The sequence below is a fragment of the Shewanella sp. SM74 genome (assembly GCF_025653725.1).
GTDB lineage: Bacteria > Pseudomonadota > Gammaproteobacteria > Enterobacterales > Shewanellaceae > Shewanella > Shewanella oncorhynchi.
On record NZ_JAKKRZ010000007.1, the window covers coordinates 119,351 to 141,851 of the forward strand.

14 protein-coding genes are annotated in these 22,501 nt (G+C 46.4%); 9 read left to right on the forward strand and 5 right to left on the reverse strand.

The genetic code is table 11. The features are described from left to right. Window position 1: 1 nt before the first annotated feature. Window positions 2-991: a LysR family transcriptional regulator gene (locus L5M49_RS09540; protein ID WP_263265984.1), complete on the reverse strand. Its 990-nt coding sequence runs from the start codon at window positions 989-991 to the stop codon at window positions 2-4. A gap of 128 nt (window positions 992-1,119) precedes the next feature. Here L5M49_RS09540 and L5M49_RS09545 point away from each other — a divergent pair, with 128 nt between their 5' ends. The 3 genes from L5M49_RS09545 (at window position 1,120) to L5M49_RS09555 (ending at window position 6,981) form a co-directional block, all read left to right on the forward strand. Continuing rightward, on the forward strand, window positions 1,120-2,202 hold the full coding sequence (locus tag L5M49_RS09545; RefSeq protein WP_259582345.1) for an efflux RND transporter periplasmic adaptor subunit: 1,083 nt from the start codon (window positions 1,120-1,122) through the stop codon (window positions 2,200-2,202). Between the two features lie 3 nt (window positions 2,203-2,205). Next, window positions 2,206-5,292, forward strand: a complete 3,087-nt coding sequence (locus L5M49_RS09550; RefSeq protein ID WP_263265924.1) for an efflux RND transporter permease subunit — start codon at window positions 2,206-2,208, stop codon at window positions 5,290-5,292. 702 nt (window positions 5,293-5,994) lie between these two features. Further along, entirely contained in the window at window positions 5,995-6,981 is a 987-nt protein-coding gene (locus tag L5M49_RS09555; protein ID WP_263265925.1) for a DUF3187 family protein, read from the forward strand. 289 nt (window positions 6,982-7,270) lie between these two features. Here the strand turns inward: L5M49_RS09555 and L5M49_RS09560 are convergent, their stop codons facing one another. Next, window positions 7,271-7,867 (reverse strand): FxsA family protein, encoded by a 597-nt coding sequence (locus L5M49_RS09560; protein WP_105251362.1) that lies wholly within the window; start codon window positions 7,865-7,867, stop codon window positions 7,271-7,273. Between the two features lie 225 nt (window positions 7,868-8,092). Here L5M49_RS09560 and cutA point away from each other — a divergent pair, with 225 nt between their 5' ends. The 5 genes from cutA (at window position 8,093) to L5M49_RS09585 (ending at window position 14,750) form a co-directional block, all read left to right on the forward strand. Further along, a complete protein-coding gene (gene cutA, locus L5M49_RS09565) occupies window positions 8,093-8,416 on the forward strand; it encodes a divalent-cation tolerance protein CutA (protein WP_113940010.1) in 324 nt (107 codons plus the stop codon). Then, the gene (locus tag L5M49_RS09570) at window positions 8,413-10,248 is read left to right on the forward strand and encodes a protein-disulfide reductase DsbD (protein ID WP_263265926.1); all 1,836 of its coding nucleotides are present in this window, start codon (window positions 8,413-8,415) and stop codon (window positions 10,246-10,248) included. The genes cutA and L5M49_RS09570 overlap by 4 nt, the downstream gene beginning before the upstream one ends. A 181-nt stretch (window positions 10,249-10,429) precedes the next feature. Continuing rightward, window positions 10,430-12,085, forward strand: coding sequence for a cation:proton antiporter family protein (locus tag L5M49_RS09575; RefSeq protein WP_263265927.1), 1,656 nt, complete (start codon window positions 10,430-10,432; stop codon window positions 12,083-12,085). A gap of 294 nt (window positions 12,086-12,379) precedes the next feature. Further along, window positions 12,380-13,525 carry a galactokinase gene (gene galK / locus L5M49_RS09580; protein WP_028761840.1) on the forward strand — a complete coding sequence of 382 codons (1,146 nt, stop codon included), beginning with the start codon at window positions 12,380-12,382 and terminating at the stop codon, window positions 13,523-13,525. Between the two features lie 190 nt (window positions 13,526-13,715). Next, window positions 13,716-14,750 (forward strand): aldose epimerase family protein, encoded by a 1,035-nt coding sequence (locus L5M49_RS09585; RefSeq protein WP_263265928.1) that lies wholly within the window; start codon window positions 13,716-13,718, stop codon window positions 14,748-14,750. 134 nt (window positions 14,751-14,884) lie between these two features. On the opposite strand, the gene L5M49_RS09590 is transcribed toward L5M49_RS09585, so the two are convergent. Both L5M49_RS09590 and L5M49_RS09595 read right to left on the reverse strand, forming a co-directional pair. Further along, on the reverse strand, window positions 14,885-15,289 hold the full coding sequence (locus L5M49_RS09590) for a hypothetical protein (protein WP_105251357.1): 405 nt from the start codon (window positions 15,287-15,289) through the stop codon (window positions 14,885-14,887). Between the two features lie 490 nt (window positions 15,290-15,779). Continuing rightward, complete coding sequence (locus L5M49_RS09595) at window positions 15,780-16,781, reverse strand: NAD(P)H-quinone oxidoreductase (protein ID WP_263265929.1); 1,002 nt, start codon at window positions 16,779-16,781, stop codon at window positions 15,780-15,782. Between the two features lie 453 nt (window positions 16,782-17,234). Between L5M49_RS09595 and L5M49_RS09600 the strand changes: the two genes are divergently transcribed. Further along, window positions 17,235-20,342: a M9 family metallopeptidase gene (locus L5M49_RS09600; protein WP_263265930.1), complete on the forward strand. Its 3,108-nt coding sequence runs from the start codon at window positions 17,235-17,237 to the stop codon at window positions 20,340-20,342. A gap of 158 nt (window positions 20,343-20,500) precedes the next feature. On the opposite strand, the gene L5M49_RS09605 is transcribed toward L5M49_RS09600, so the two are convergent. Then, window positions 20,501-22,318 carry a sel1 repeat family protein gene (locus L5M49_RS09605; protein WP_317630118.1) on the reverse strand — a complete coding sequence of 606 codons (1,818 nt, stop codon included), beginning with the start codon at window positions 22,316-22,318 and terminating at the stop codon, window positions 20,501-20,503. Window positions 22,319-22,501 lie beyond the last annotated feature (183 nt).

The window sequence follows — 22,501 nt, forward strand, 5'->3', positions numbered from 1 at the left end:
ACTAGCTTGATTTTTTAACGGGAAAGCGCAAAACATCGTCTGAAAACGCTCCCGTAGAGGCTTTGCAGGATCGACGTGGGCCTTGCTCACTCATATTAGTCGGCACCCCGTTTGGCACTAACTCTTGCATGATATAGTCGATAAAGCGCCGACTGGCTAAACTTACGTAACGTCTTGATGGATAAGCTAAGAAGCACTCGCATTGGTGGGGTTGGATTTCAGGTAATAAGGTCACTAACTCACCAGTTTCCACATATTCGGCAACGACTTCAGAAGGTGCATACACGATACCGCGTCCTTGCAATCCAAACTCTACCGCCACTTCAATACTGTTCGAGCAGAAATTGCCTCTAACTCTCACTTCTTGTTCTGAACCGATAAATAACTCATTAAAGATTTTGCCGTTGGATAAACGGAACATAGACACATTATGCGCTTCAATCTCTTCCGGTGTTTTAGGTGTACCGTGTGCCGCTAAATATTGCGGACTGGCGTAAAAACGTAAGTCAGTGGTAAAAATTGGCCGCACCACTAAATCTAAGGTATCCAACGCAGGCTCGACGACAAAGGCCACATCGAGATTATGTTTCACCATATCAACGGATTCTGAACTGCTGATGACTTCTAAGGTGAGTTTAGGGTGCATATCCATAAAGCGGAAAATAGCTTGCATCAAGATTTTCATGCTGTGGATAGGGAACATTTGAATGCGCAAATGCCCGCTGATCTCAGCATCGTCATTGGTCATTTCGAATAGGGTTTCGTCGAGCTGAGCCAAAATATTCTGCGAGCGCTGGTAAAAATGGCTGCCCGCAGACGTGAGCGTCATGGAGCGGCTCTGGCGGTGGAACAATTTAATATTCAGCTCATCTTCCAAGGCTTGCAAACGTCGACTCACGGTCGATTTGGGTAAGTTAAGTAAATCAGCCGCTTCAATCAAACTACCGGTTTCAGCAATTCGGTGGAATAACGCTAAGTCCTCTGTCTTCATTTTGGCCTTAAGTTCAATCTCATTATGTGGGACTGATAATCCCAAAGTATCCCGTTTATTGCAACTACTTTAGCTGTTATCTTCGCGCTCAGAAATGCTGACAACTTGTTAACTAGGAAATCGCTACCATGAAATCATATCGACTCTTGCCACTGGCTATGCTGCTTCCAGCCCTGCTCAGTGGTTGTTCGCCAGCGGAAAGTTCAGTGCAAGTGGACACTGTCCGTCCGGTTAAACTGTTTGAAGTGCTCAACGTAGAAGCTGGAGATTTTAGAACCTTTCCTGCCCGAGTTGCCGCTAACAGCCGCGCCGAATTGTCGTTCCGTATTTCAGGGCAATTAACCGAACTGACATTAGTCGAGGGCCAAAGAGTCGCTCAAGGTAGCCTGCTCGCCCAGCTTGACGATAGGGATGCCAAAAATAACTTAATGACCCGTGAGGCCGAGCACGAACTGTTAGCCGCCGACTTTAAACGTAAGGTCGAGCTGCTCAATCGTAAGCTGATTTCACAATCTGAGTTTGATAGCACACAAGCGCAGCTCAAATCGGCCAAGGCCGCCCTTGCGGCAGCACGCGATCAGCTGAGTTACACTCGCTTAACCGCGCCCTTTAGCGGCACGATTGCTAAACGTTTAGTGGATAACCACCAAATAGTGCAGGCCAATCAAGGGGTGTTAACACTGCAAAACAACAACTTGCTCGATGTGAGTATTCAAGTGCCCGAGGCGATGGCAGCGGGACTGAAGCAATATACCGATCAAGCTCACTTTACCGCTAAGGTGCGTTTTAGCGCCTTCCCCGAGCAGAGTTTCGACGCCAAATTTAAAGAATACTCCACCCAAGTCACCCCAGGTACTCAAGCCTATGAAGTGGTGTTTTCATTGCCTCAACCTCAAGATATTCAATTACTTCCTGGGATGAGCGCCGAGTTAACCTTAGCCTTAGTTAAAGATCCAAGCGCCCTTGCATCCAGCATAGTGCCCGTGACCGCCATCGATAAACGCGATCAAGATGGCCAAGTGCAAGTGTGGGTTTATCAAACCCAATCGGGTGAAGTCAAACCCACTATGGTGACCCTAGGACGTGTGAGTAATCAAGGCGTTGAGATTTTAACTGGCGTCAACAAGGGCGATCTTATCGTTAGCGCTGGGGTGTCTCAATTATCCGCTGGCATGAAAGTTAAACCACTACGCTGGCAGCGTGGGGTGTAATTGATGAACATTGCAGAGTATTCGATACGCCACAAAGTCATCAGTTGGATGTTTGTGTTGCTGTTACTCGTGGGTGGCGGCGTGAGTTTTACCGGTTTGGGGCAATTAGAATTCCCCGAATTTACCATTAAAGAAGCTTTAGTGATCACGGCTTACCCCGGCGCATCACCAGAGCAAGTGGAAGAAGAAGTCACGCTGCCGCTCGAAGATGCCCTACAACAACTCGATGCCATTAAGCATGTGACCTCGATTAACAGTGCGGGCCTGTCACAAATCCAAATCGAGATTAAAGAAAGCTACGACAAAACCACCCTGCCACAGGTGTGGGATGAAGTGCGTCGTAAGGTCAACGACACGGCGGGCATCTTGCCTCCGGGCACCACAGCGCCGCAAGTGATGGACGACTTTGGTGATGTGTATGGCATTTTATTTAATCTCTCAGGCCCCGATTACAGTAACCGCGAATTAAGCAATTACGCCGACTATCTGCGCCGTGAACTCGTGCTCGTGCCCGGGGTGAAAAAAGTTTCAGTTGCTGGCAGCGTCACCGAGCAAGTCGTGATTGAAATCTCCCAGCAAAAGCTGTCGGCACTGGGATTAGATCAAAGCTATATCTATGGTTTAGTGAACAATCAAAACGTGGTCTCCAACGCAGGCAGTTTAGTGATTGGCGATAACCGTATCCGCATTCATCCCACGGGCGAATTTAGCAATGTGCAGGATCTGGCGCGCTTGATTGTCAGCCCACCGGGTAGCACTGAGCTAATTTACCTTGGCGACATTGCTAATATTGAAAAGGATTACGACGAAACCCCGAATGTGCTTTACCACAACAAGGGCGAAGCGGCGTTATCACTGGGGATTTCTTTCTCTAGTGGCGTGAACGTGGTCGAAGTTGGACAAAAGGTCAGTGACCGTTTAGCCGAGCTTGAATCCCAACGCCCTATCGGCATGAATTTAGCGACGGTTTACAACCAGAGTCAGGCGGTCGATGAGACAGTTAACGGCTTCTTAATCAACTTATTAGAATCCATTGCTATCGTGATCGCCGTGCTCCTGCTGTTTATGGGGCTGCGCTCAGGCATGTTGATGGGCCTGATCTTACTGCTGACGATTTTGGGTACCTTTATCGTGATGAAAGTGCTGGGGATTGAGCTGCAACTCATCTCCCTCGGTGCACTCATTATCGCCCTCGGCATGTTGGTCGATAACGCGATTGTGGTCACCGAAGGTATTTTAATTGGCCTGCGCCGTGGTAAAACCCGTCTCGAAGCGGCGAAGCAAATTGTGGCTCAAACCCAGTGGCCGCTATTGGGCGCGACAGTCATTGCCATTATTGCCTTTGCCCCCATTGGCTTATCGCAAAATGCCGCCGGTGAGTTCTGCCGTTCTTTATTCCAAGTGTTGATGATTTCACTGTTTATCAGCTGGATCACGGCCATCACACTCACGCCGTTTTTCTGTCATCTGTTATTTAAAGATGCGCCGAGCGATGAAGAAGCCCAAGACCCCTACAAGGGCTGGTTCTTCAGCTTATATCGCACAAGCTTAATTGTGGCACTGCGCTTTAGGCTGGTGAGCATACTGCTGGTTATCGCTATGCTTTTCAGCGCTGTAGTGGGCTTTGGTCATATCAAGAATGTGTTCTTTCCTGCTTCTAACACGCCGATTTTCTTTGTGGATATCTGGATGCCAGAAGGGACAGATATTAAAGCGACCGAACGCTTTACCGCTGATATCGAGAAGTTAATTCTTGCGCTGGACGAGCAAAAAGACGTTGGGCTAAAACACTTAACAACCGTTATTGGCCAAGGTTCGCAGCGTTTCGTACTGCCCTATCAGCCAGAACAAGGCTATCCCGCCTTTGCCCAGTTGATTGTAGAAATGCAGGATTTAGACGCAGTTAAAGCCTATATGCCAGAATTAGAAACCTTGTTAAATCAACGTTTCTCGCAGGCACAATATCGTTTAAAAAACATGGAGAACGGCCCTTCGCCCGCCGCCAAAATTGAGGCACGCTTTTACGGTGATAATCCTGAAGTGCTGCGCGCTTTAGGTGCCCAAGCCGAGGCCATTTTCCACGCAGAGCCGAGCATGGATGGTATACGTCACAACTGGCGTAATCAGGTGCCGCTGATCCGTCCGCAACTGGAAAATGCCCAAGCGCGCGAAACAGGCATCAGCAAGCAAGACCTCGACAATGCCTTGTTGGTTAACTTTAGCGGTAAGCAAATTGGTTTATACCGAGAAACCAGCCACTTGCTGCCCATCGTCGCCAGAGCGCCCGCCGAAGAACGTTTGCAAGCAGACAGCCTATGGAAGCTGCAAATTTGGAGCAGCGAACACAATACCTTTGTGCCCGCCACCCAAGTAGTCAGTAGCTTTAACACTGAGTGGGAAAATCCGCTGGTGATGCGCCGCGATCGCATGCGCATGCTCGCTGTGATGGCCGACCCTAGGCTTGGTAGCAATGAAACCGCCGATTCTGTACTGCGCAAAATCAAAGACCAGGTCGAAGCGATCAGCCTGCCCGCAGGTTACCGCTTGGAATGGGGCGGTGAATTTGAAACCGCAGGCGAAGCACAAGCGTCGGTATTTAGCTCGATTCCCTTAGGTTATCTAGCGATGTTTTTGATTACCGTATTCTTGTTCAACTCAGTGCGTCAGCCCTTAGTGATCTGGTTTACTGTGCCACTGGCATTGATTGGGGTTTCAGCGGGACTCTTGTTGTTCGATGCGCCCTTCAGCTTTATGGCACTACTCGGATTACTGAGTTTGTCGGGCATGGTGATTAAAAACGGTATTGTCTTGGTCGATCAGATCAACCTCGAGCTCAGTGAAGGTAAACCAGCCTATTTTGCCTTAATCGACTCCTGTGTCAGCCGTGTTCGCCCAGTGATGATGGCCGCGATAACCACTATGCTCGGGATGATACCGCTGATCCCTGACGCATTTTTCGGTTCTATGGCGATTACGATTATTTTCGGTCTAGGCTTCGCTTCTCTGCTGACGCTCATCGTACTGCCAGTGATGTACAGCCTAGTATTCAATATCAAAGCGACGGCAACAGGAGGTCAATCACCCAGCTAACCTGCTCCGCATTTTATCCAAAAACGCTTCCCGGCGCGGCCAGTCAGTCCCTATGCAAGTGGGCTGGCTGGCCATTTCATTTTTGATCTATTGCGGTTTGAGGGACAATTTAAACAAGCACATCCATTAGATAAACAAGTTTGGCAAACTGAGATTGGTCTTTAATTACGATAACTAATATGACTGATAAATAAATATATTAATTAAAAAATATGAACTATCAGTTCCATATTTTCACCGCTAATACGGGACAATTACCAGTTACACACATTTACACGAGTAAATAGCAGCGGTATATTTAGTGCTGATTATTCATTTACAATGCCATCTGAAATACCACTACCTATAACTAACAACATAAAAAATGTTATTACTATGTTGGCATAATAATTTATGTTTGAGAAACATCATGAAATTACGCTTTGATAGCGTCCAGACAATGAGTAAACCGGCAATATTACTGGCAGTTATTAGCACTTTACTAATACTCACTTCAATCCCGTTTATCTGTAGGTCATTCTGGCTCGCACTTGTACTATTATGGTATGTTTTTTGTAGTTTTTAATTCTAGAATTAATTAGAAATCTGTCTAATCAAAAACTTTATTGCTTCAAACAGACAAAATTTAAGTCATTTATACATAACATCAGCCTCACTACAAAACATTGCTTTTAATAGAGATTAGCTAAAAAAGAGTTTTCGATGAAATATGCAAAGAAAATTTTATTTGTGACTATTAGAGCACCTCTAATTTATACGGTAATATTTTTACCGAGTACTTTCGCAGAAAATATCAATTATAGTCATTATGGGCCACTTCGTGTGCATGCCCAATCACCTACACAGGCGGGTAGCTTAACGCCTCTACTTCGTTCAGGATTTGCACTGCCTGAAGGGAAAAAAGAGATATACGGATCTGCAACAGTAGCAAGTGTATGGGCTGAAACTGACGATTACTATGCTGACTATTATCATAATTCTCTTAATGGCGGAATAAAGTGGCAACTCACTGAAAAATGGATGTTTGATACTAATTATAAGTGGAGTTTTAGTGGGGATAACCATCTTGACTCGGTCACTATCTGGTTTCATGATGCATTTGGTGTGGGTCAAAATGGCCGCGACAATACAATCAAAGACAAAAACCAAATATTTTCAAAGAATGGTATCAATCAACCTGATATTTCTGGCGATACGCTAACGAATGCCCTAAATTTCTATTTAGAATATCAATTGCTTAGTGAGGATAATTATGGTCTATCACTAGGTGGCAGCTTATATTACAACCATGTTAATTCTGGCCCATTTGTAGATAACCGTTTTGAACAAGCATTACAGCTGAATTATAGCTATACATCTGGAATGCATCATTTTTACTCCACAACAGGTATAAGCTTTAGACGAAATGATGAAAGTCTATCTGAAATAGACTATAAAGATCATGCAGTAATGTTATCTTTAGGTTATGAGTATTTAATAGGACGCCATGGTTGGCTTATTGAATTACATCATTATGAAGGTTTACTCAAAACAGATAATGACTTTTCAAAACCTTCTCACGAAGTATTTCTAGGCTATAGGTATTATCTGAATAACAGTGCAATTGAATTCACTATCGTCGAAAACCTACTCAACATGGACAACAGCACTGATATTGCTTTTTCTCTTGGGTACAGAGTCATGATTTAAAAATACCTTACTTTATCGCATGAATGCGATCAAAAAGCTTTTCTCTAATATCATGTTAACTCTTATACCTGAGTGGGCGGGTTATTAGTATTGGAGTTTTTTAAGAGTGAAATGGCTATTACGGGTGGAGGTGAACCAGCGGCACAGGTCAGATTGATTCAGTCGGCCACTGGTATCTAAGGCATATTAGGGAGAAAACTCAAGCGAATAAACGCGATAATCAACTGAGTTAATCCAATAACAAACTAACGCAACAAGCGACTAAGACAATACGAGACTCATACTAAGACTAAGGCTTAGGGTCTTTGTCCTGTTCTTTGTCCTGCGCTTTATCAGAGAGTTGATGGCTAGCGGGTTTGATATCACTTGGATCGACTTTATGTTCAAAGTCTCCCTCAAACACATTACCGTCCTTTTTCACACTATCATCAAATGGCGCTTGGCCAAATGGGTCCTGTGGCTTAGGCCCAAAGGGGCCTTGGCCCGCTTGAAAGCCACCGTGCATTGTGCCCTGTAAACCGGCAACAACCCGTAACTGCATGCGTTTGAACAACAAGGCAGCAATGGGACGACGGGTTAATGGCGTCAAGAATAATAGGCCAATGGCATCGGTCACAAAACCGGGGATCACGAGCAAGATGCCCGCCATAGCTAACATCATACCTTCAACGATTTCTTGCCCCGGTGCTTCACCGCGGGCGAGTTTTTGTTGTACTTGCATTAAGGTGTTTAAGCCTTGGCTGCGAACCAAAGAGACCCCGAGCACGGCGGTAAACAGCACTAAACCTATGGTAGTCCAAGTGCCAAGCACTTCACCCACACGGATCAGCACCGACAGCTCTATTACTGGGATCAGCACAAAGAGTAAAAAAATAATGAAAAACATACCGACCTCAGGTTTATCTGACTATCTCTGTAAACTAAATGGGGGTTATCCGGTCTTAATTCAAGTCAGGATAACCATTAGGACGAAGTAAGGGAGCAAAACACTGATATTTAGCTCACCCTTTTGTTAACCCGCTAATGTATGAGACCATTAAAACACGTAAAGTAGCCTAACGGAGTTGGCTTAAGCGAACTTTAAGATTCTTAAGAGACGATACCTAACACTATGCAGCATCAGTATTTAGTGGTTAGCACTACCTGCCCCGATGAAGTACAAGCCAATACTTTGGCTCGAGCTTTAATTGAGTCGCGTATTGCCGCTTGTGTTCAGATTTCCGCCCCGATACGTTCAATTTATGCTTGGGAAGGAAAAATCTGTGAAGAGCAAGAATTTAGCTTACAGATTAAATGTTTACAAAGTCGATATACAGAGTTAGAACAACTTGTGCTTAGGCTTCACCCTTATCAAGTACCCGAAATTATTGCCGTGCCTGTGACCCACGGGCTACCAGCCTACTTAGATTGGATAAAAGACAACACTCAGCCATGAAAAAACTACTCAGCCTTATTTTCACTTCTTTATTGCTTCTTGCGCCCTTAGCTCATAGTGAAGGGGTTTTCGGTAACAAATTCGACTTCATGAAGGGTGAGCCTGAATTGATGCCTGTCGATCAAGCATTTGTCTTCGATTCCAAGCAAGAAGGTAATCAGGTCAAACTCAATTGGGTGATTGCCGACGGTTACTATATGTACCGCGACAAGCTTAAATTTAGCGTCAATGGTGCCGAGTTAGGCACGGTCGCTCTACCAAAAGGAAAGCCCCATGAAGATGAGTATTTTGGTAAGCAAGAAGTCTATTATACCTATGTCGATATTCCCGTTGGTTTAAAACAGGCCGATGAAAATGCCACACTCACAGTGACCTTTATGGGTTGTGCCGAAGGTAAATTGTGTTATCCACCGACCAAGCATGAAGTCGTTTTAAAGGCGATAGCAGCCAACGATGGCTTAATTGCAGGCGCCGAATCAACCACGACGACTGAGCAAACCAGCACTGAGCCAAGCACTGCCGATAAAGCCAATACGCAACCCATTACTCAGCAAGATACCCTGAGCCAAATGCTGTCAAACGACAGCTTAATTTGGACTTTAGTGATCTTCTTTGGTCTAGGTGTCGGTCTGGCATTAACGCCCTGCGTATTCCCTATGTATCCGATTTTGTCGGGTATTATTGTCGGCCAAGGGCAAAAGCTCTCAACCGCAAAAGCCTTTACCTTGTCCATGGCTTACGTCCAAGGCATGGCAATCACTTACTCTATCTTAGGGTTAGTGGTTGCATCGGCGGGACTAAAATACCAAGCGGCATTACAACATCCTGCCGTATTAGTCGTACTCGCGATTTTGTTCTTTGTGCTCAGCTTATCTATGTTTGGCCTATACGATTTGAAACTGCCATCGAGCTGGCAGGAGAAGATGAACTCAGTCTCGAACAATCAAAAAGGCGGCAACTTAGTTGGCGTGTTCTTGATGGGCGTGATTTCTGGCCTTGTCGCATCACCTTGTACTACCGCGCCACTGTCGGGTGCACTCGTTTATGTGGCCCAAACCGGCGACCTACTCCAAGGTTTCTTAGCCCTGTATGTACTCAGTATGGGTATGGGATTACCACTACTGATTATCGGCACCTCAGGCGGTAAATTATTACCGAGAGCCGGCGCTTGGATGGACATCATCAAGACTATCTTCGGATTCCTGCTGATCGCTGTATCTATCGTGATGCTTGGCCGTATTTGGACAGGCGTAGTATCCGATGTGCTTTGGTCACTGTGGGGCGTAAGCTTCACCGGCTACTTGATGCATCAGAACAAACTCAGTGAATTTAACTGGAAAAAAACTGTACGTTCAGTGCTATTAACGCTGGCGCTACTGGCGAGCTTCTCCTACGGATTCCAAGCTGTGATGGGATACTTTGGTTTTAATAACAATTCCGTAGGCACTGCGGCGACGACCGAAGAAGTCCATGGCTTTAAACGCATTAAATCCATTGAAGATCTTGAGCTAGAAATTGCAGCCGCTACCGCCCAAGGTAAGCCTGTGATGCTCGATCTGTACGCCGATTGGTGTGTTGCCTGTAAAGAGTTTGAAGCCATCACCTTTAAAGATGCCGACGTGTTAGCCCGTATGAATAAAATCGTACTGCTACAAGCGGATGTGACTAAGAGTGACAAGGTCGATGTGGCCTTACTCGAAAAATACAATGTGCTTGGTTTGCCTACGCTGTTGATGTTTAATGAACAAGGTGAGCAAAGGGAAGATTTACGCGTGACTGGTTTTATGGGCCCCAAAGATTTTGCCACCCATTTAGATCATCTCGTGAAATAGTAACGATTTAGGCTTAGACCAGCGGAGTGATTTAGTTCACGCGAGTTTTAACAGCCAAGTGTATTTACCGCAACACCAATAAAAAGCGGACTTTTTTCATTAAAAGTCCGCTTTTTTATCCAAGTGTCATAGATTTCTTATACAATCACTTACAATTTTAGACTTTTTAGATTGGAGCATCATGGAACCAGGCATCCTCATTATTACACTCATCTGCGGCATGCTCGTCAGCCGTATAGGACTCCCTCCGCTCATCGGCTACTTAGTGGCAGGCTTTGTACTGTTCATCTTCGGAATAGATAAAGAAAGCCTGCCATTACTACAAGAACTCGCCAGCCTAGGCGTCACTTTACTGTTGTTTGCCATAGGGTTAAAACTCGACATTCGTAGCCTGTTCAAGGCCGAAGTGTGGGCGGGTTCGAGTGTGCACTTAGTGCTCTCGATCGTGATTTTTGTGCCGATTCTAAAACTCTTCGGCTTACTGGGCTTAAGCCAACTCACGAGTCTGAACCTAGAACAACTGACGTTAATTGCCTTCGCGTTAAGCTTCTCCAGCACCGTATTTGCGGTCAAAGTGTTAGAAGATAAAGGAGACGTGCAATCCCTCTACGGCCGGGTCGCTATTGGTATCTTGATTATGCAGGATATCTTCGCCGTACTGTTTTTAACTATTTCTAAAGGCGATGTACCTTCGGTATGGGCCTTTGCATTACTCTTACTGCCACTGGCTAAACCGCTCATCTATAAAGCTTTCGACCGTGTCGGCCACGGTGAACTCTTAGTGCTCTTCGGCCTAGTTATGGCACTCGTGGTTGGCGCTTGGTTATTTGAATCTGTTGGCTTAAAACCCGATCTCGGCGCACTGATTATCGGCATCCTGTTGGCGGGCCACAAAAAATCCTCCGAGCTGGCAAAATCCTTATTCTATTTTAAAGAACTCTTCCTCGTTGCCTTCTTCTTAACCATAGGGCTCAACGGCTTACCTACGGTATCGGATATCGTCCTCGCGGCGCTATTGGTGTTGTTAGTGCCACTTAAAATCCTGCTATTTGTTTACATTCTCACCCGCTTTAAACTGCGTTCACGTACCTCTATGTTGGGCTCATTTAACCTAGGTAACTTCAGTGAATTCGGTTTAATCGTCGCCGCAGTAGCCACCTATAAAGGTTGGTTACCTCCCGAGTGGCTAGTAATCATCGCCGTGGCATTAAGCTTCAGTTTTTTACTCGCCGCGCCACTTAACGCCACCGTCGGTAATATCTACCAGCGATTCCAGCAGCGTTTAATCAAGCTCGAAAAACGCCCGTTACACCCAGAAGACAGACCCATAGCCATTGGCAATCCACGCTTTTTAATCTTAGGCATGGGCCGTATTGGTAGCGGTGCCTATGATGAACTCAGGGAACAATTTGATGGGGAAATTCTCGGTATTGAACACAAGCAAGACTTAGTCGACTTACATAAAACAAAGGGTCGCAATGTAGTGCAAGGTGACGCCTCAGATACCGACTTTTGGGAAAAACTCGACAGAGCACCTAATCTTGAACTGGTACTGCTAGCCATGCCGCACCACGCGGGAAATATGTTTGCAGTTGAGCAACTCAAAAAACTGAATTATCAAGGCAAAATCAGTGCAATTGTGCAGTACAGTGACGATGCAGCGGCGCTTCGAGAATCTGGCGTACACAGTGTGTACAACCTGTACGAAGCCGCAGGTGCCGGTTTTGTGGATCATGTGATTTACGAGCTATTGCAAAACTCGGAGAAAAACACAGTTCAAGCGGAAGATACTGTACAAGTGCCTGATCCTAAACTTAATGCGGAGCCAGGTAGTTAAGTGCCTGCTAATGCTGCATTAAATTAAAATCACACCATAACAGGTCGCACAAACGAGCAGTAACATCCTCTGCTAGTTTGTGCGGCATCCAACTAAATGCTGACTAATCTTTACAAATCAATTAACTAGATAAAACACTCAATACGCTATTTTGCCTCCTCATCCCAGTATCGATTTACTCATTGCAGCCTATCGCCATTTCAGCAAAAAATCTCAGTTACATCACTGACTCAGTCGTGATATAAATCGATGACGGTAACGAAATTAGCTCAGCTTTTTGGAATTTTTTACAGCATGTCAAACCCTGCGCAACGCGCCACTAAGTTATTTGTCCAAACCTTTGGCACTAAAGCCGATGATTTATATCAAGCCCCAGGGCGCGTCAATCTGATCGGTGAATACACGGATTACAACGACGGTTTTGTACTCCCGGCAGCCATTAATTTTCATACAGTCATTGCGGTAAAACGCCGTGACGACACTAAGTTTCGAGCCGTCGCCGATGCGTTTCCCGGACAAATTAAAGAGTGGGTTTTCGGCCAAGAAAACGACATGGACCCGCAAGATGGCTGGGTGAATTACCTCAAAGGTTTTACTGCGGCTATGGCGCAAACTGGCTTATTAGCCAAGGGCTTAGACTTAGCCATTGTGGGCGATGTACCACTTGCCGCAGGTCTTTCATCTTCAGGTGCACTCGTTGTCGCCTTCGGTACAGCCATTAGTGATACCAGCCAACTGCATTTATCCCCAATGGCAGTGGCGCAACTCGCACAGCGCGGCGAGCACAGGTATGTTGAGTCGGCCTGTGGCATCATGGATCAAATGTGCAGCGCCATGGGTGAACAAGACCATGCACTCCTGATTGACTGCTTAGATCTCGATAGCGAAGCCATTCCCATTCCAGAAAACCTAAGCCTTATCATCATAGATGCCCATATCGAGAAACAACGCTTAGCCGCGACCAATGAGCAACGTCGCACTGAGTGTGCACAAGCGGCAGAGTACTTTGGCTTAGATGCACTGCGTCACCTCGATTTACGCCAATTAGAAAGTGCAAAGGCCGATTTAGATGAAGTGCTATACCGCCGAGCGAAACACGTAGTCACTGAGAACCAAAGAACTCAAAATGCTGCTCGCGCCTTAGAGCAAAATAACATCCAAAAATTCAGTCGTTTAATGGCTGAATCCCATGCTTCACTGCGTGATGATTTTGAAGTCACACTGCCCGAATTTGATACTTTAGTTGAAATTGTCAGCCAAGTGATCGGCGAACGTGGTGGCATCCGCATGACCGACGGCTGCGTGGTCGCCTTAGTCGACCATGAACTGACTGACGCTGTTGTTGCCGCCGTTGAACATGAATTCTTCGAAAAAACCGCCATCGATGCCACAGTGTATTTATGTTCCGCCAGCGCTGGCGCAGGGCGCATAGATAACTAGCCAGAACAGGCAATTTGCTAGAACAAGCACTTAGCCGCACTAAAACAAAAGACAACCGAATAGAGTGACTACGCCGTCGATAACATACGAATTCATCACTGAACTTTATGCTGTTGATGGCAAATAATAGGGTTAACATACTCATTTAACACAATAAGCAGTGAGCATATTCAACACAGAGGGAAGCTAAATGGTACGTTTCAGTGTTTTGGATCCTTGGACCGATCCCCGCGGCGGTGAAATCGAACGGGTTCGGATCGACAATGGCATACTCGCATTAGAAGTCATCAGCTTAGGCGGTATTATCCGCGCTCTGTGGACCCCAGATAAACATGGCGAACGTGCCAATATCGTCTTAGGTTGTGATAGCGCTGAAGATTACTTGACCCAATCGGCTCATTTAGGTGCCATTGCAGGCCGCTTTGCAAATCGCATCGCTAACGGCAAAATGCACTATCAAGGTCATGATTATCAATTAGATGTAAACCAAGCGACTAACTGTTTACACGGCGGCCGTGAGGGTTTTAATCGTAAAAACTGGCAACTAGGTCAACTCCCCGATGGTGTGCGTTTGACCTTAATGAGCCCAGATGGCGACATGGGCTTCCCCGGTAATTGCACGGTTCAGCTAGATTACCGCCTCGCAGGCAATAATTTGTACGTAGAAATCTTAGCCTCCGTCGATAAAGCCTGTCCCGTAAGCCTCACCCAGCACAGTTATTTTAACCTTGATGGTTCAGAGACCAATCACAAGCATCTGATGCAAATCGATGCCAAGCGCTATCTGACCATGAACGATGTCAGTGTTCCCACAGGTATTGCCCAGACGACAGGGTCGATTTTCGATTTAAGTCAACCAATACGCTTAGGTGACAAGCTGCATGCCGCTGAACTCGCAAGCACTCGCGGTTATGATCACTGTTATATGATGAATAACCCCGATGGCTCACTCGCCCGTTTTGGTAGTTTAAGCAGTCCCATCAGCGGTCGTGCTATGACGGTTTATACTAATCAACCGAGTGTGCAGCTGTACTGTGCTAATTTTTTAAATGGCACTGTAGGTCGCAATCAACTGGTATTAAATCAACATCATGCCGTGTGTTTAGAGCCGCAGATGCTGCCAGACTCACCGAACCAAGGCGAGCGCTTTGGTGATGACGTTTGGTTAATGCCAGGCAAGGTTTATCACCACATCAGTCGTTATCAGTTCGATGCCGATGCGTAACCATTCGCAATAAAAATTGAGAAAACGAGGAAAAGCACGATTTAGCAGAAAGGAATAAATAAAGCGATAAGGAATAAAATAAACACTACTTTATTCCTTACACTCACAGTGTTAGCCCTTAGGCCGACACTGTGTTAATCATCAAAATCATCGCCCCAATCATCGTCAAAATCCACGCCAACGGCATCAGATTCGACTTCTGGTTCAACTTCAGGCTTCGCCTTACGTACAGGCGCAGTTTCCTTCACGTTGTTCAAGTCAATGCGAGCTTGATGTTTACTCATAAATTGAGATCTTGCCGCCTTCCATGCACCACCAAACTTAGCCTCAGCAGCTTTTAACGCAGCCTCATCTAAGTCGTATAGGTTCACTTTGACTATATCTTCCACATACTCAATGATCGCATCGCGATCGGTATTGTATAGGTAGATACGTCCTGGGGAGGCATCGGGCAGCTGGTTGTCATGGACGACAATCGCGTTGCCTTTCGATGTTCTCAGCTCACCATACCAAACCTGTTTCTTTGCTGTGTTATACATATATGCTAATACCCTTAAATCAACACATACACCATGAGTTTTTTAGCCTGAATAAGCGAAGCATCGCTTGCTTTGATCCACGAATAGCGCCTGAAAGTCTCTGACGTTTTCAACTGGGTATTTTTACAGAATATTTCCGATAATCAATGCCTCATACCATGAAATTTTCACTAATTACGTATTAATTTCTGCCAAAGTACCCAAAAAGTTTAATCATTAACGACTTTAGTCTAAAAAATCGACGCGGCAAGTTTTATTCCCAAGAAAAAGCAATCATATCTATGGTGTTTGATGAGTCATCAACGTTAACAATTCGAGGTTGCTGTAAAGTTAACCATCAAGGTTATCCATGAAGATTTAATTACAGCGCTACAAACTCATATTTACCGAACAATGACTAAGCCACTATGATGTCAGAATGTCTTCTAGATTGACTCGAATGGCAGCGACTTAAAGCAAATATGTCGCTGCAAAATCCAGTATGCCTAGCTCAAACGACAGTCAATATTACTTTGCCCCTGTGCTCACCCGACTCCATCAAAGCATGGGCTTTAGCGGCCTGTGCTAATGGAAAGGTTGCAAAAATATTGGGGACAATTTTATGGGCGTTTAACAACGGCCAAACTTTCTCCAATAATTCAGCAGCAATGGCGGCTTTGGCCTCCACGCTCTGCGGTCTTAGGGTCGACCCTGTCCACATGATACGTTTTGCCATCAGGCGGAAAATCTCAACCTCGGCTTTAGGCCCCCGTTGCATGGCTACCGACACCATACGCCCGTCCATCGCTAAGGCTTGTAAGTCGAGATTGATAAAATCGCCACCCGCAATATCAAATACCACGTTTACGCCCTTATCTTGAGTGAGTGCCATCACAGGTTCAACAAAGTTTTGAGTACGATAGTTGATGACTTCAGCGGCGCCAAGACTCAAGCAATAATCGCGTTTTTCATCCTGTCCCGTCGTCGCTATTACTTTTGAACCCAGCGCACTGGCCAACTGAATAGCCGTACTACCAATGCCACCTGAGCCACCGTGGATCAGTACCGTCTCGCCCGCTTTGAGTCCCGCACGCATAAACAGGTTGCCCCATACGGTGAAGAAGGTTTCTGGCAGCGCAGCTGCCTGCACATAACTAAAGCCCGTTGGAATAGGCAAACAATGGGCAGCATAGGTGAGCACATACTCGCCATAACCGCCGCCCGGCACTAAGGCACATACCTTATCGCCAACTTGCCATTGGCTCACGCCGTCACCGAGGGCACAAATATCCCCAGCAACCTCAAGACCAATAATCGGTGATGCACCCGGTGGCGGGGGATACGCGCCCACCCTTTGTTTAACATCGGGGCCATTCACTCCTGCTGCATGTACGCGGATCAACACTTGCCCCGCCGCAGGGACAGGCAAAGGTGAGCGCGATAGCCGCATCACCTCGGGCGCACCAGGTTGCTCAACATGAATATGGGTGTACTCGCTTGGTAAAGCTGACATAAAAGCTCCTGTGAGAATGGCACCAACCTAATAGCAGATTGCTATGCTTAAACGGTTCGTTTGCTAAACCTTAATGCGGCTAAGCTAGCGCAATTTCAAGCCAAATAGCCACAGTTATTCCATTCTATATTCCATCACACTCAATCAAGCGGCTGAAGTTAACCATTTGAACTGAAAGCTGAACCTAAGCTGAACCTAAGCTGAACCTAAGCTGAACCTAAGCTGAACCTAAGCTGAACAGAAAAGATGTATCAAAAAAATATTATGACAAATACTAGATATATTAAAAACTTACAGCCATTATTCTGAGGCATTATTTGCTGGCTGCGATGTTTGTCGCGCTATTGTTATCACGCAAATAATCCAATGAGGTTTGATGCAAGTCTGTGTTAAATGCATCAAATAACGCCCAAGGAAGATCTGCTTTGCAGACTAGATAACTACGGATACACAATGAAAAACACACTACTCTTCGCAGCAATTAGCTTAGCGATTGCAACTCCCGTTCTTGCCCATAACACCCATGCAAGCCCCCCATTAGGCAACAACAGTTCACCAGCTCAACCCGTCCCGCCACCGCCCTCTGCACCGATTAGCTTAATTGAATCACATAGACCACTGCTACGGGAGACGCCATTGATGGCATCCCCTAATGATCCGACGATGACAGAGCAGCCTAAGATTCATTCACGCCAGAAACGTCAGATAGAGGTCTCGGAGCAACCCCCACTTAAGTTGCAGAATCGTAGCGCCGCGATGCAAGTCAGCGACTGCAGTGACTTTGTTGGGAAATCAGGTCAGGCACTAGTCAATGAACTGAGCCAATCTACGCCCGAATGTGTCGGTAAACTCTATAGCCTCAAAGGCAGTAGCGCGACCGCACTATTTAGCGAGGCCAATGTGATCAGTGTGGCCAACGCCATTGCCACTAAAGCAAAGGACTACACTGGGGTCGATATTCAGCATCTTGAGTCCCATATTTACTTTATTCGTGCCGCCCTTTATGTGCAGTTTTACAGCCCAAATGATGTGCCTGCTTACAGCAATGCTGCTAAGGTCAGCTTAAAATCTGCCCTTAATGCTTTATTTGCGAACGCTGCAATTTGGACTGTCTCCGATGCTAATGCTGGCGTGTTGAAAGAAGCCTTAATCCTGATTGACTCAGCCGAGCTCGGCGCCGAGTTTAATCATGTCACTATTAAAGTGCTTACGGACTATGATGCTAATTGGCAAGCCAGTTTCGCCATGAACGCCGCAGCCAACTCAGTGTTTACCACCTTATTCCGTGCCCAATGGAATGATGACATGCAGGCGCTGTTCGCGCGTGACCAAGGTATTTTAGATGCGCTAAATAACTTCCAACTCGAACATCGCGACTTGTTAGGCACCAATGCAGAGTACCTTTTGGTCAACTCAGTTAAAGAGTTATCTAGACTGTATTACATTGATGCCATGCGCCCACGAGTGACCCAGCTGGTCAAAAACATCCTCAGCAGCACCAGCAAAACCGAACCGAGCAAAGTGCTTTGGTACGCGGCGGCAGAAATGGCCGACTATTACGATCGCAGCCATTGTAACGATTACAATATCTGTGGTTTTAAGGCGCAGTTAGAAGCCGATGCTTTACCTTTTAATTGGAAATGCTCCGACAGTCTCAAGATCCGCGCCCAAGATCTCTATCAAGATCAAGCCAAATGGGCCTGTGATGTGCTGACCAGCCAAGAAAGTTATTTCCACAGTAAACTCGAAACGGGCATGCAACCCGTGGGGCAGGATAACAACGATGACTTAGAGCTAGTGATCTTCGGCAGTTCGTCTGAGTATAAATCCTTAGCCAACAGTATCTTTGGTATCAGTACCGACAATGGCGGCATGTATTTAGAAGGTTCGCCCGCTGGACTCAAAAATCAGGCACGTTTTATCGCCTATGAAGCCGAATGGCGCACGCCAGATTTCCACGTCTGGAACCTGCAACACGAATACGTACACTACCTCGATGGACGCTATAACCTGTTTGGTGACTTTAGTCGTGGCACTTCGGCCAATACCATTTGGTGGATTGAAGGCCTAGCGGAATACATCTCTTACCGTGACGCAAACCCTGCGGCCATTGCCATGGGCGAAACTGGTGAGTATATGTTATCGACCATATTCAAAAACAACTATGAATCTGGCCAAGACCGCATCTATCGCTGGGGTTATCTAGCGGTGCGTTTCATGTTTGAACACCACAGGGACGATGTGAGACAGATTCTGGCCTACCTACGCAACGATCAATATGCAGAATATCAAGCCTTTATGGATAATATCGGCACACGTTACGATAACGAATGGCAGGGTTGGCTCGCCAGTGGTTTAAGCACGGCTGACGATGGCATAGTCGATAAGGGCCCGAGTGATGTCGACGCTGAGCCCAGTGGCCGCGAAGGCAACTGGACAGGACCAGCGGGCACTATCAGTAAGGATTACTCACCTTGCCAAGTGACGAACGAAGCCTACCGTTACACTGAATCGGCCAGCCTGAAAATTGATGTGCCAATGGAATGTATCGATTCAAAACTCGGCCGCGCCAGTTTCAGCTTCACCAATACCGATCGCACAGCCCAAGAGCTTTGGATCAAGATTGGCGGTGGTTGGGGAGATGCCGACATTTATTTCGATTCTAGAGGCTGGGCAAGCCCTGAGCAAAACCAAGGGGCTGGTATCGGTAATGGTAATTATCAAGTGATTAAGGTGCAGTTAAACCCTAACGAGTATTGGCACTACATTACCTTATCGGGGGATTTTGGCGGCGTCGATATGCAAGTCAGCACCACTGAGCTATTTGCTGATATCGACCCCGATCTGGGGGATGGCGGTGTGGATCCTGAGCCACCAGCCAATTGCGGCGCAGCGACCTTAGATTACGGTAAGCTCACCCTAGGCAAAAATGAGTGCATCAGTGGCGGGCGTAACAGCTTCTACTTCTGGGTTGAGGAAGATAATACCCAGTTCACTGTCACCACTAAGGGCGGCGCTGGGGATGCCAATATTTACTTCAATGCCAGTCAGTGGGCCGACGCAGATAATGCCGATGCAAAGAGTGCTAAAGCAGGAAATCAAGAATCGCTTAGCTTCAGCGCCAATCGTGGCTGGCGTTATATCACGATTGATACTGCCACTGAGTTTAGCGGCGTAACACTGACCTTAAGCACAGGCACGGGTAACACACCCGATCCGGTGCTCATTGCCAACGCCTGCGCGACGCAATCACCCTTAAGTTATGGTGAGCTCAGTGCTGGCAAAGCCATTTGCACCGCCGATGGGCGCAACGATTATTACCTTTGGGTACCAGAGGGAACGAATCAGCTAAGCATCAACTCCGCCCACGGCAGTGGTGATGTTAGCCTGTTTTCGGGGACGACTTGGGCGAATGCTCAACACTTCGATGCAGCCTCTGTGACACCCGCCAACACGCGGGAAAGCATCACAGTCAATGCGCCAAACGTGGGGTGGTATTACATCACAGTGCAAAGTGAACCCCAGAGTTCAGGTGTCGCACTGCAGGTTGATTTACGCTAGTTTGATGACTCGCATTGCTTAAATAAGCAGTTTTAGCCATTACGCATAAATCAAGCATTTGAATAAATAACAAAATCCCTGCTTCGGCAGGGATTTTTATTGAAGATAAGCTGAATAAGCAGCACTGACGTCATAGAGTCTTTAGCGACAATACGTTATTAGCGCATCCCTTCGAGCACTTGCACTCTCTCCTTGGCCCTTACTGCATAGTCGTTTGAAAACCGCTCTGCCATTTCAATGCTCTGCTGATAAAGCGTTAACGCTGCTTTAGCATCGGCCGGTCCACCCTCGCCTTTATCTAACAGCGTTGCGAACTGGAAGTAAGCATTGCCTAGAATATCCGCCTGCAAGCCTTGTTTGGCACCCAAAGTTGTCACTTTTTCTAACCAGTATCTCGCGTTAACCGTATCTCTATAGGGTTCCAATAACAGGATATTGGCAAGTTCAGCGGCGGCGTAAAGATCTCGCTCGGCGGCAATGATCCAAAACTCCTCGCTCTGCTCAAAATCCTCTTTAAAGTAGTAATAGGTTTCGGCAGCATCTCGCGCTAAATCAGGTTGAGCTTTAACGCTTTGGCGATAATTTTCCAATGCCGTTGTGGCATTAAAGTAAGGGGAGCAAGATAACACTTGATAAAACGCCATCAGACTTCTTGCCTCAGGCAACCCTTGCTCAACTAGCTGATTTAACTGCTGCCATGCTTGCATTTCACGGACCTTATCCGCACCTGTATTAACCAAGCCACGCTCAATAACCGATAAAGGTAAACGGATTAACTCAAGCTTTGCCGCGTTATCGCCAAAGCTCGCGGCGCGCTCCAGCCAATAGATCTTTTCATCGGCACGCCCCGCGTAACCCGCTTGATCTCGCATCCAATGCAGCGCCTCAATATCGCCAGCTTCAGCGGCTTCACGGTAATATTTCTGTGCCTTAATTTTATCCTTGGGTAAGGCGTACCCAAGCTCATAGATACGTGCCAAGAAGCGCTTATCTTCGGCCTTGGCACTTTGAGCTAAGGTATTAATTTGTGATTCAGGTTTACCATAGGCATACAATTTCACATCACCGTTAGCATAAGTATATTGAGTACCATCGGGATAATTCACCTCAACCGTATCAGGCTGATACCAAACATTGACCTCATACTGTTCGGCAATCTGTGGATTAAAATTCACCCGCATCACAGCCTCATCACCGCGGCGAATCGCTTGAGTATAAGGACTAGCCCATAGGCTAGAAATTTGCTGCAAACTGCTTTTCAGCCTAGCCTCGAATGGTTTGTCTTCCTTAGGAGAATGAATAAATACTGGATAGTAAACTGGCGCTAAAGATAAAGGCGTAGTCGCAAGCAACGAATTATCCGCCTCGCTACCCGCATAAATAGGATCAATATTAAGTTCATGACTTAAATAAAAATCATCGTGGGGTGACACTTGAGTCGGCAACGTAGTTTGGCTAGCAACTTGTGCCGCATCCACAACAGAAGTGCGCTGCAACTTAGCAAGGTATTGTTGTTTAAGTACTTTAGCCCTTTGCCACAACGGATGGTTCGGCAGTATTGTCACATCGAGCATTAAATCCTCAAGCCGCCACTGACAATCGCCGCCACCATTCAAAGCTAAGGGCAGCGAAAACTCACTCGCTTTGCTACCACTGCTAATCACTTGCCGCAGCACTGAGGTTTCTTCTAATGTCGCGCGGTAGGGATTAGCAATATCACCACTGGGAAAACGGATTTCCTTTCGAGTACAAACAGATGAGACGTAATAACCGACAAGTTCTAATTGCGTATTAGCAGGTAAGACACCGACGAACTCAAAACGCGGACTGTCTACAGGTGCAGTCACTTGATCGACGGGCAACTCACTACGAAATAAAGAATCCCAAAAAGAGGCCATGACGGGAGAGGCAAACATCAATCCAGCCGAGCAAGCCAAATATAAAAAAGCCCTATGAAAGCAATGTAACAAACTCATAATGCCAGCTCTCCGTCGCTGATGAGGCAAATCCACTCGCACTTAAACACTCGCTTAAATACAACAAAGATCATTAAGTTATCGACAAAAAATTAAGCCAACGCGTTTAGCCGTTGGCTTAAATCATAACGTATTTACAGGCAAGTTGAACCCATGCCAGTCAGTCTAGGCTCGATAAACCCA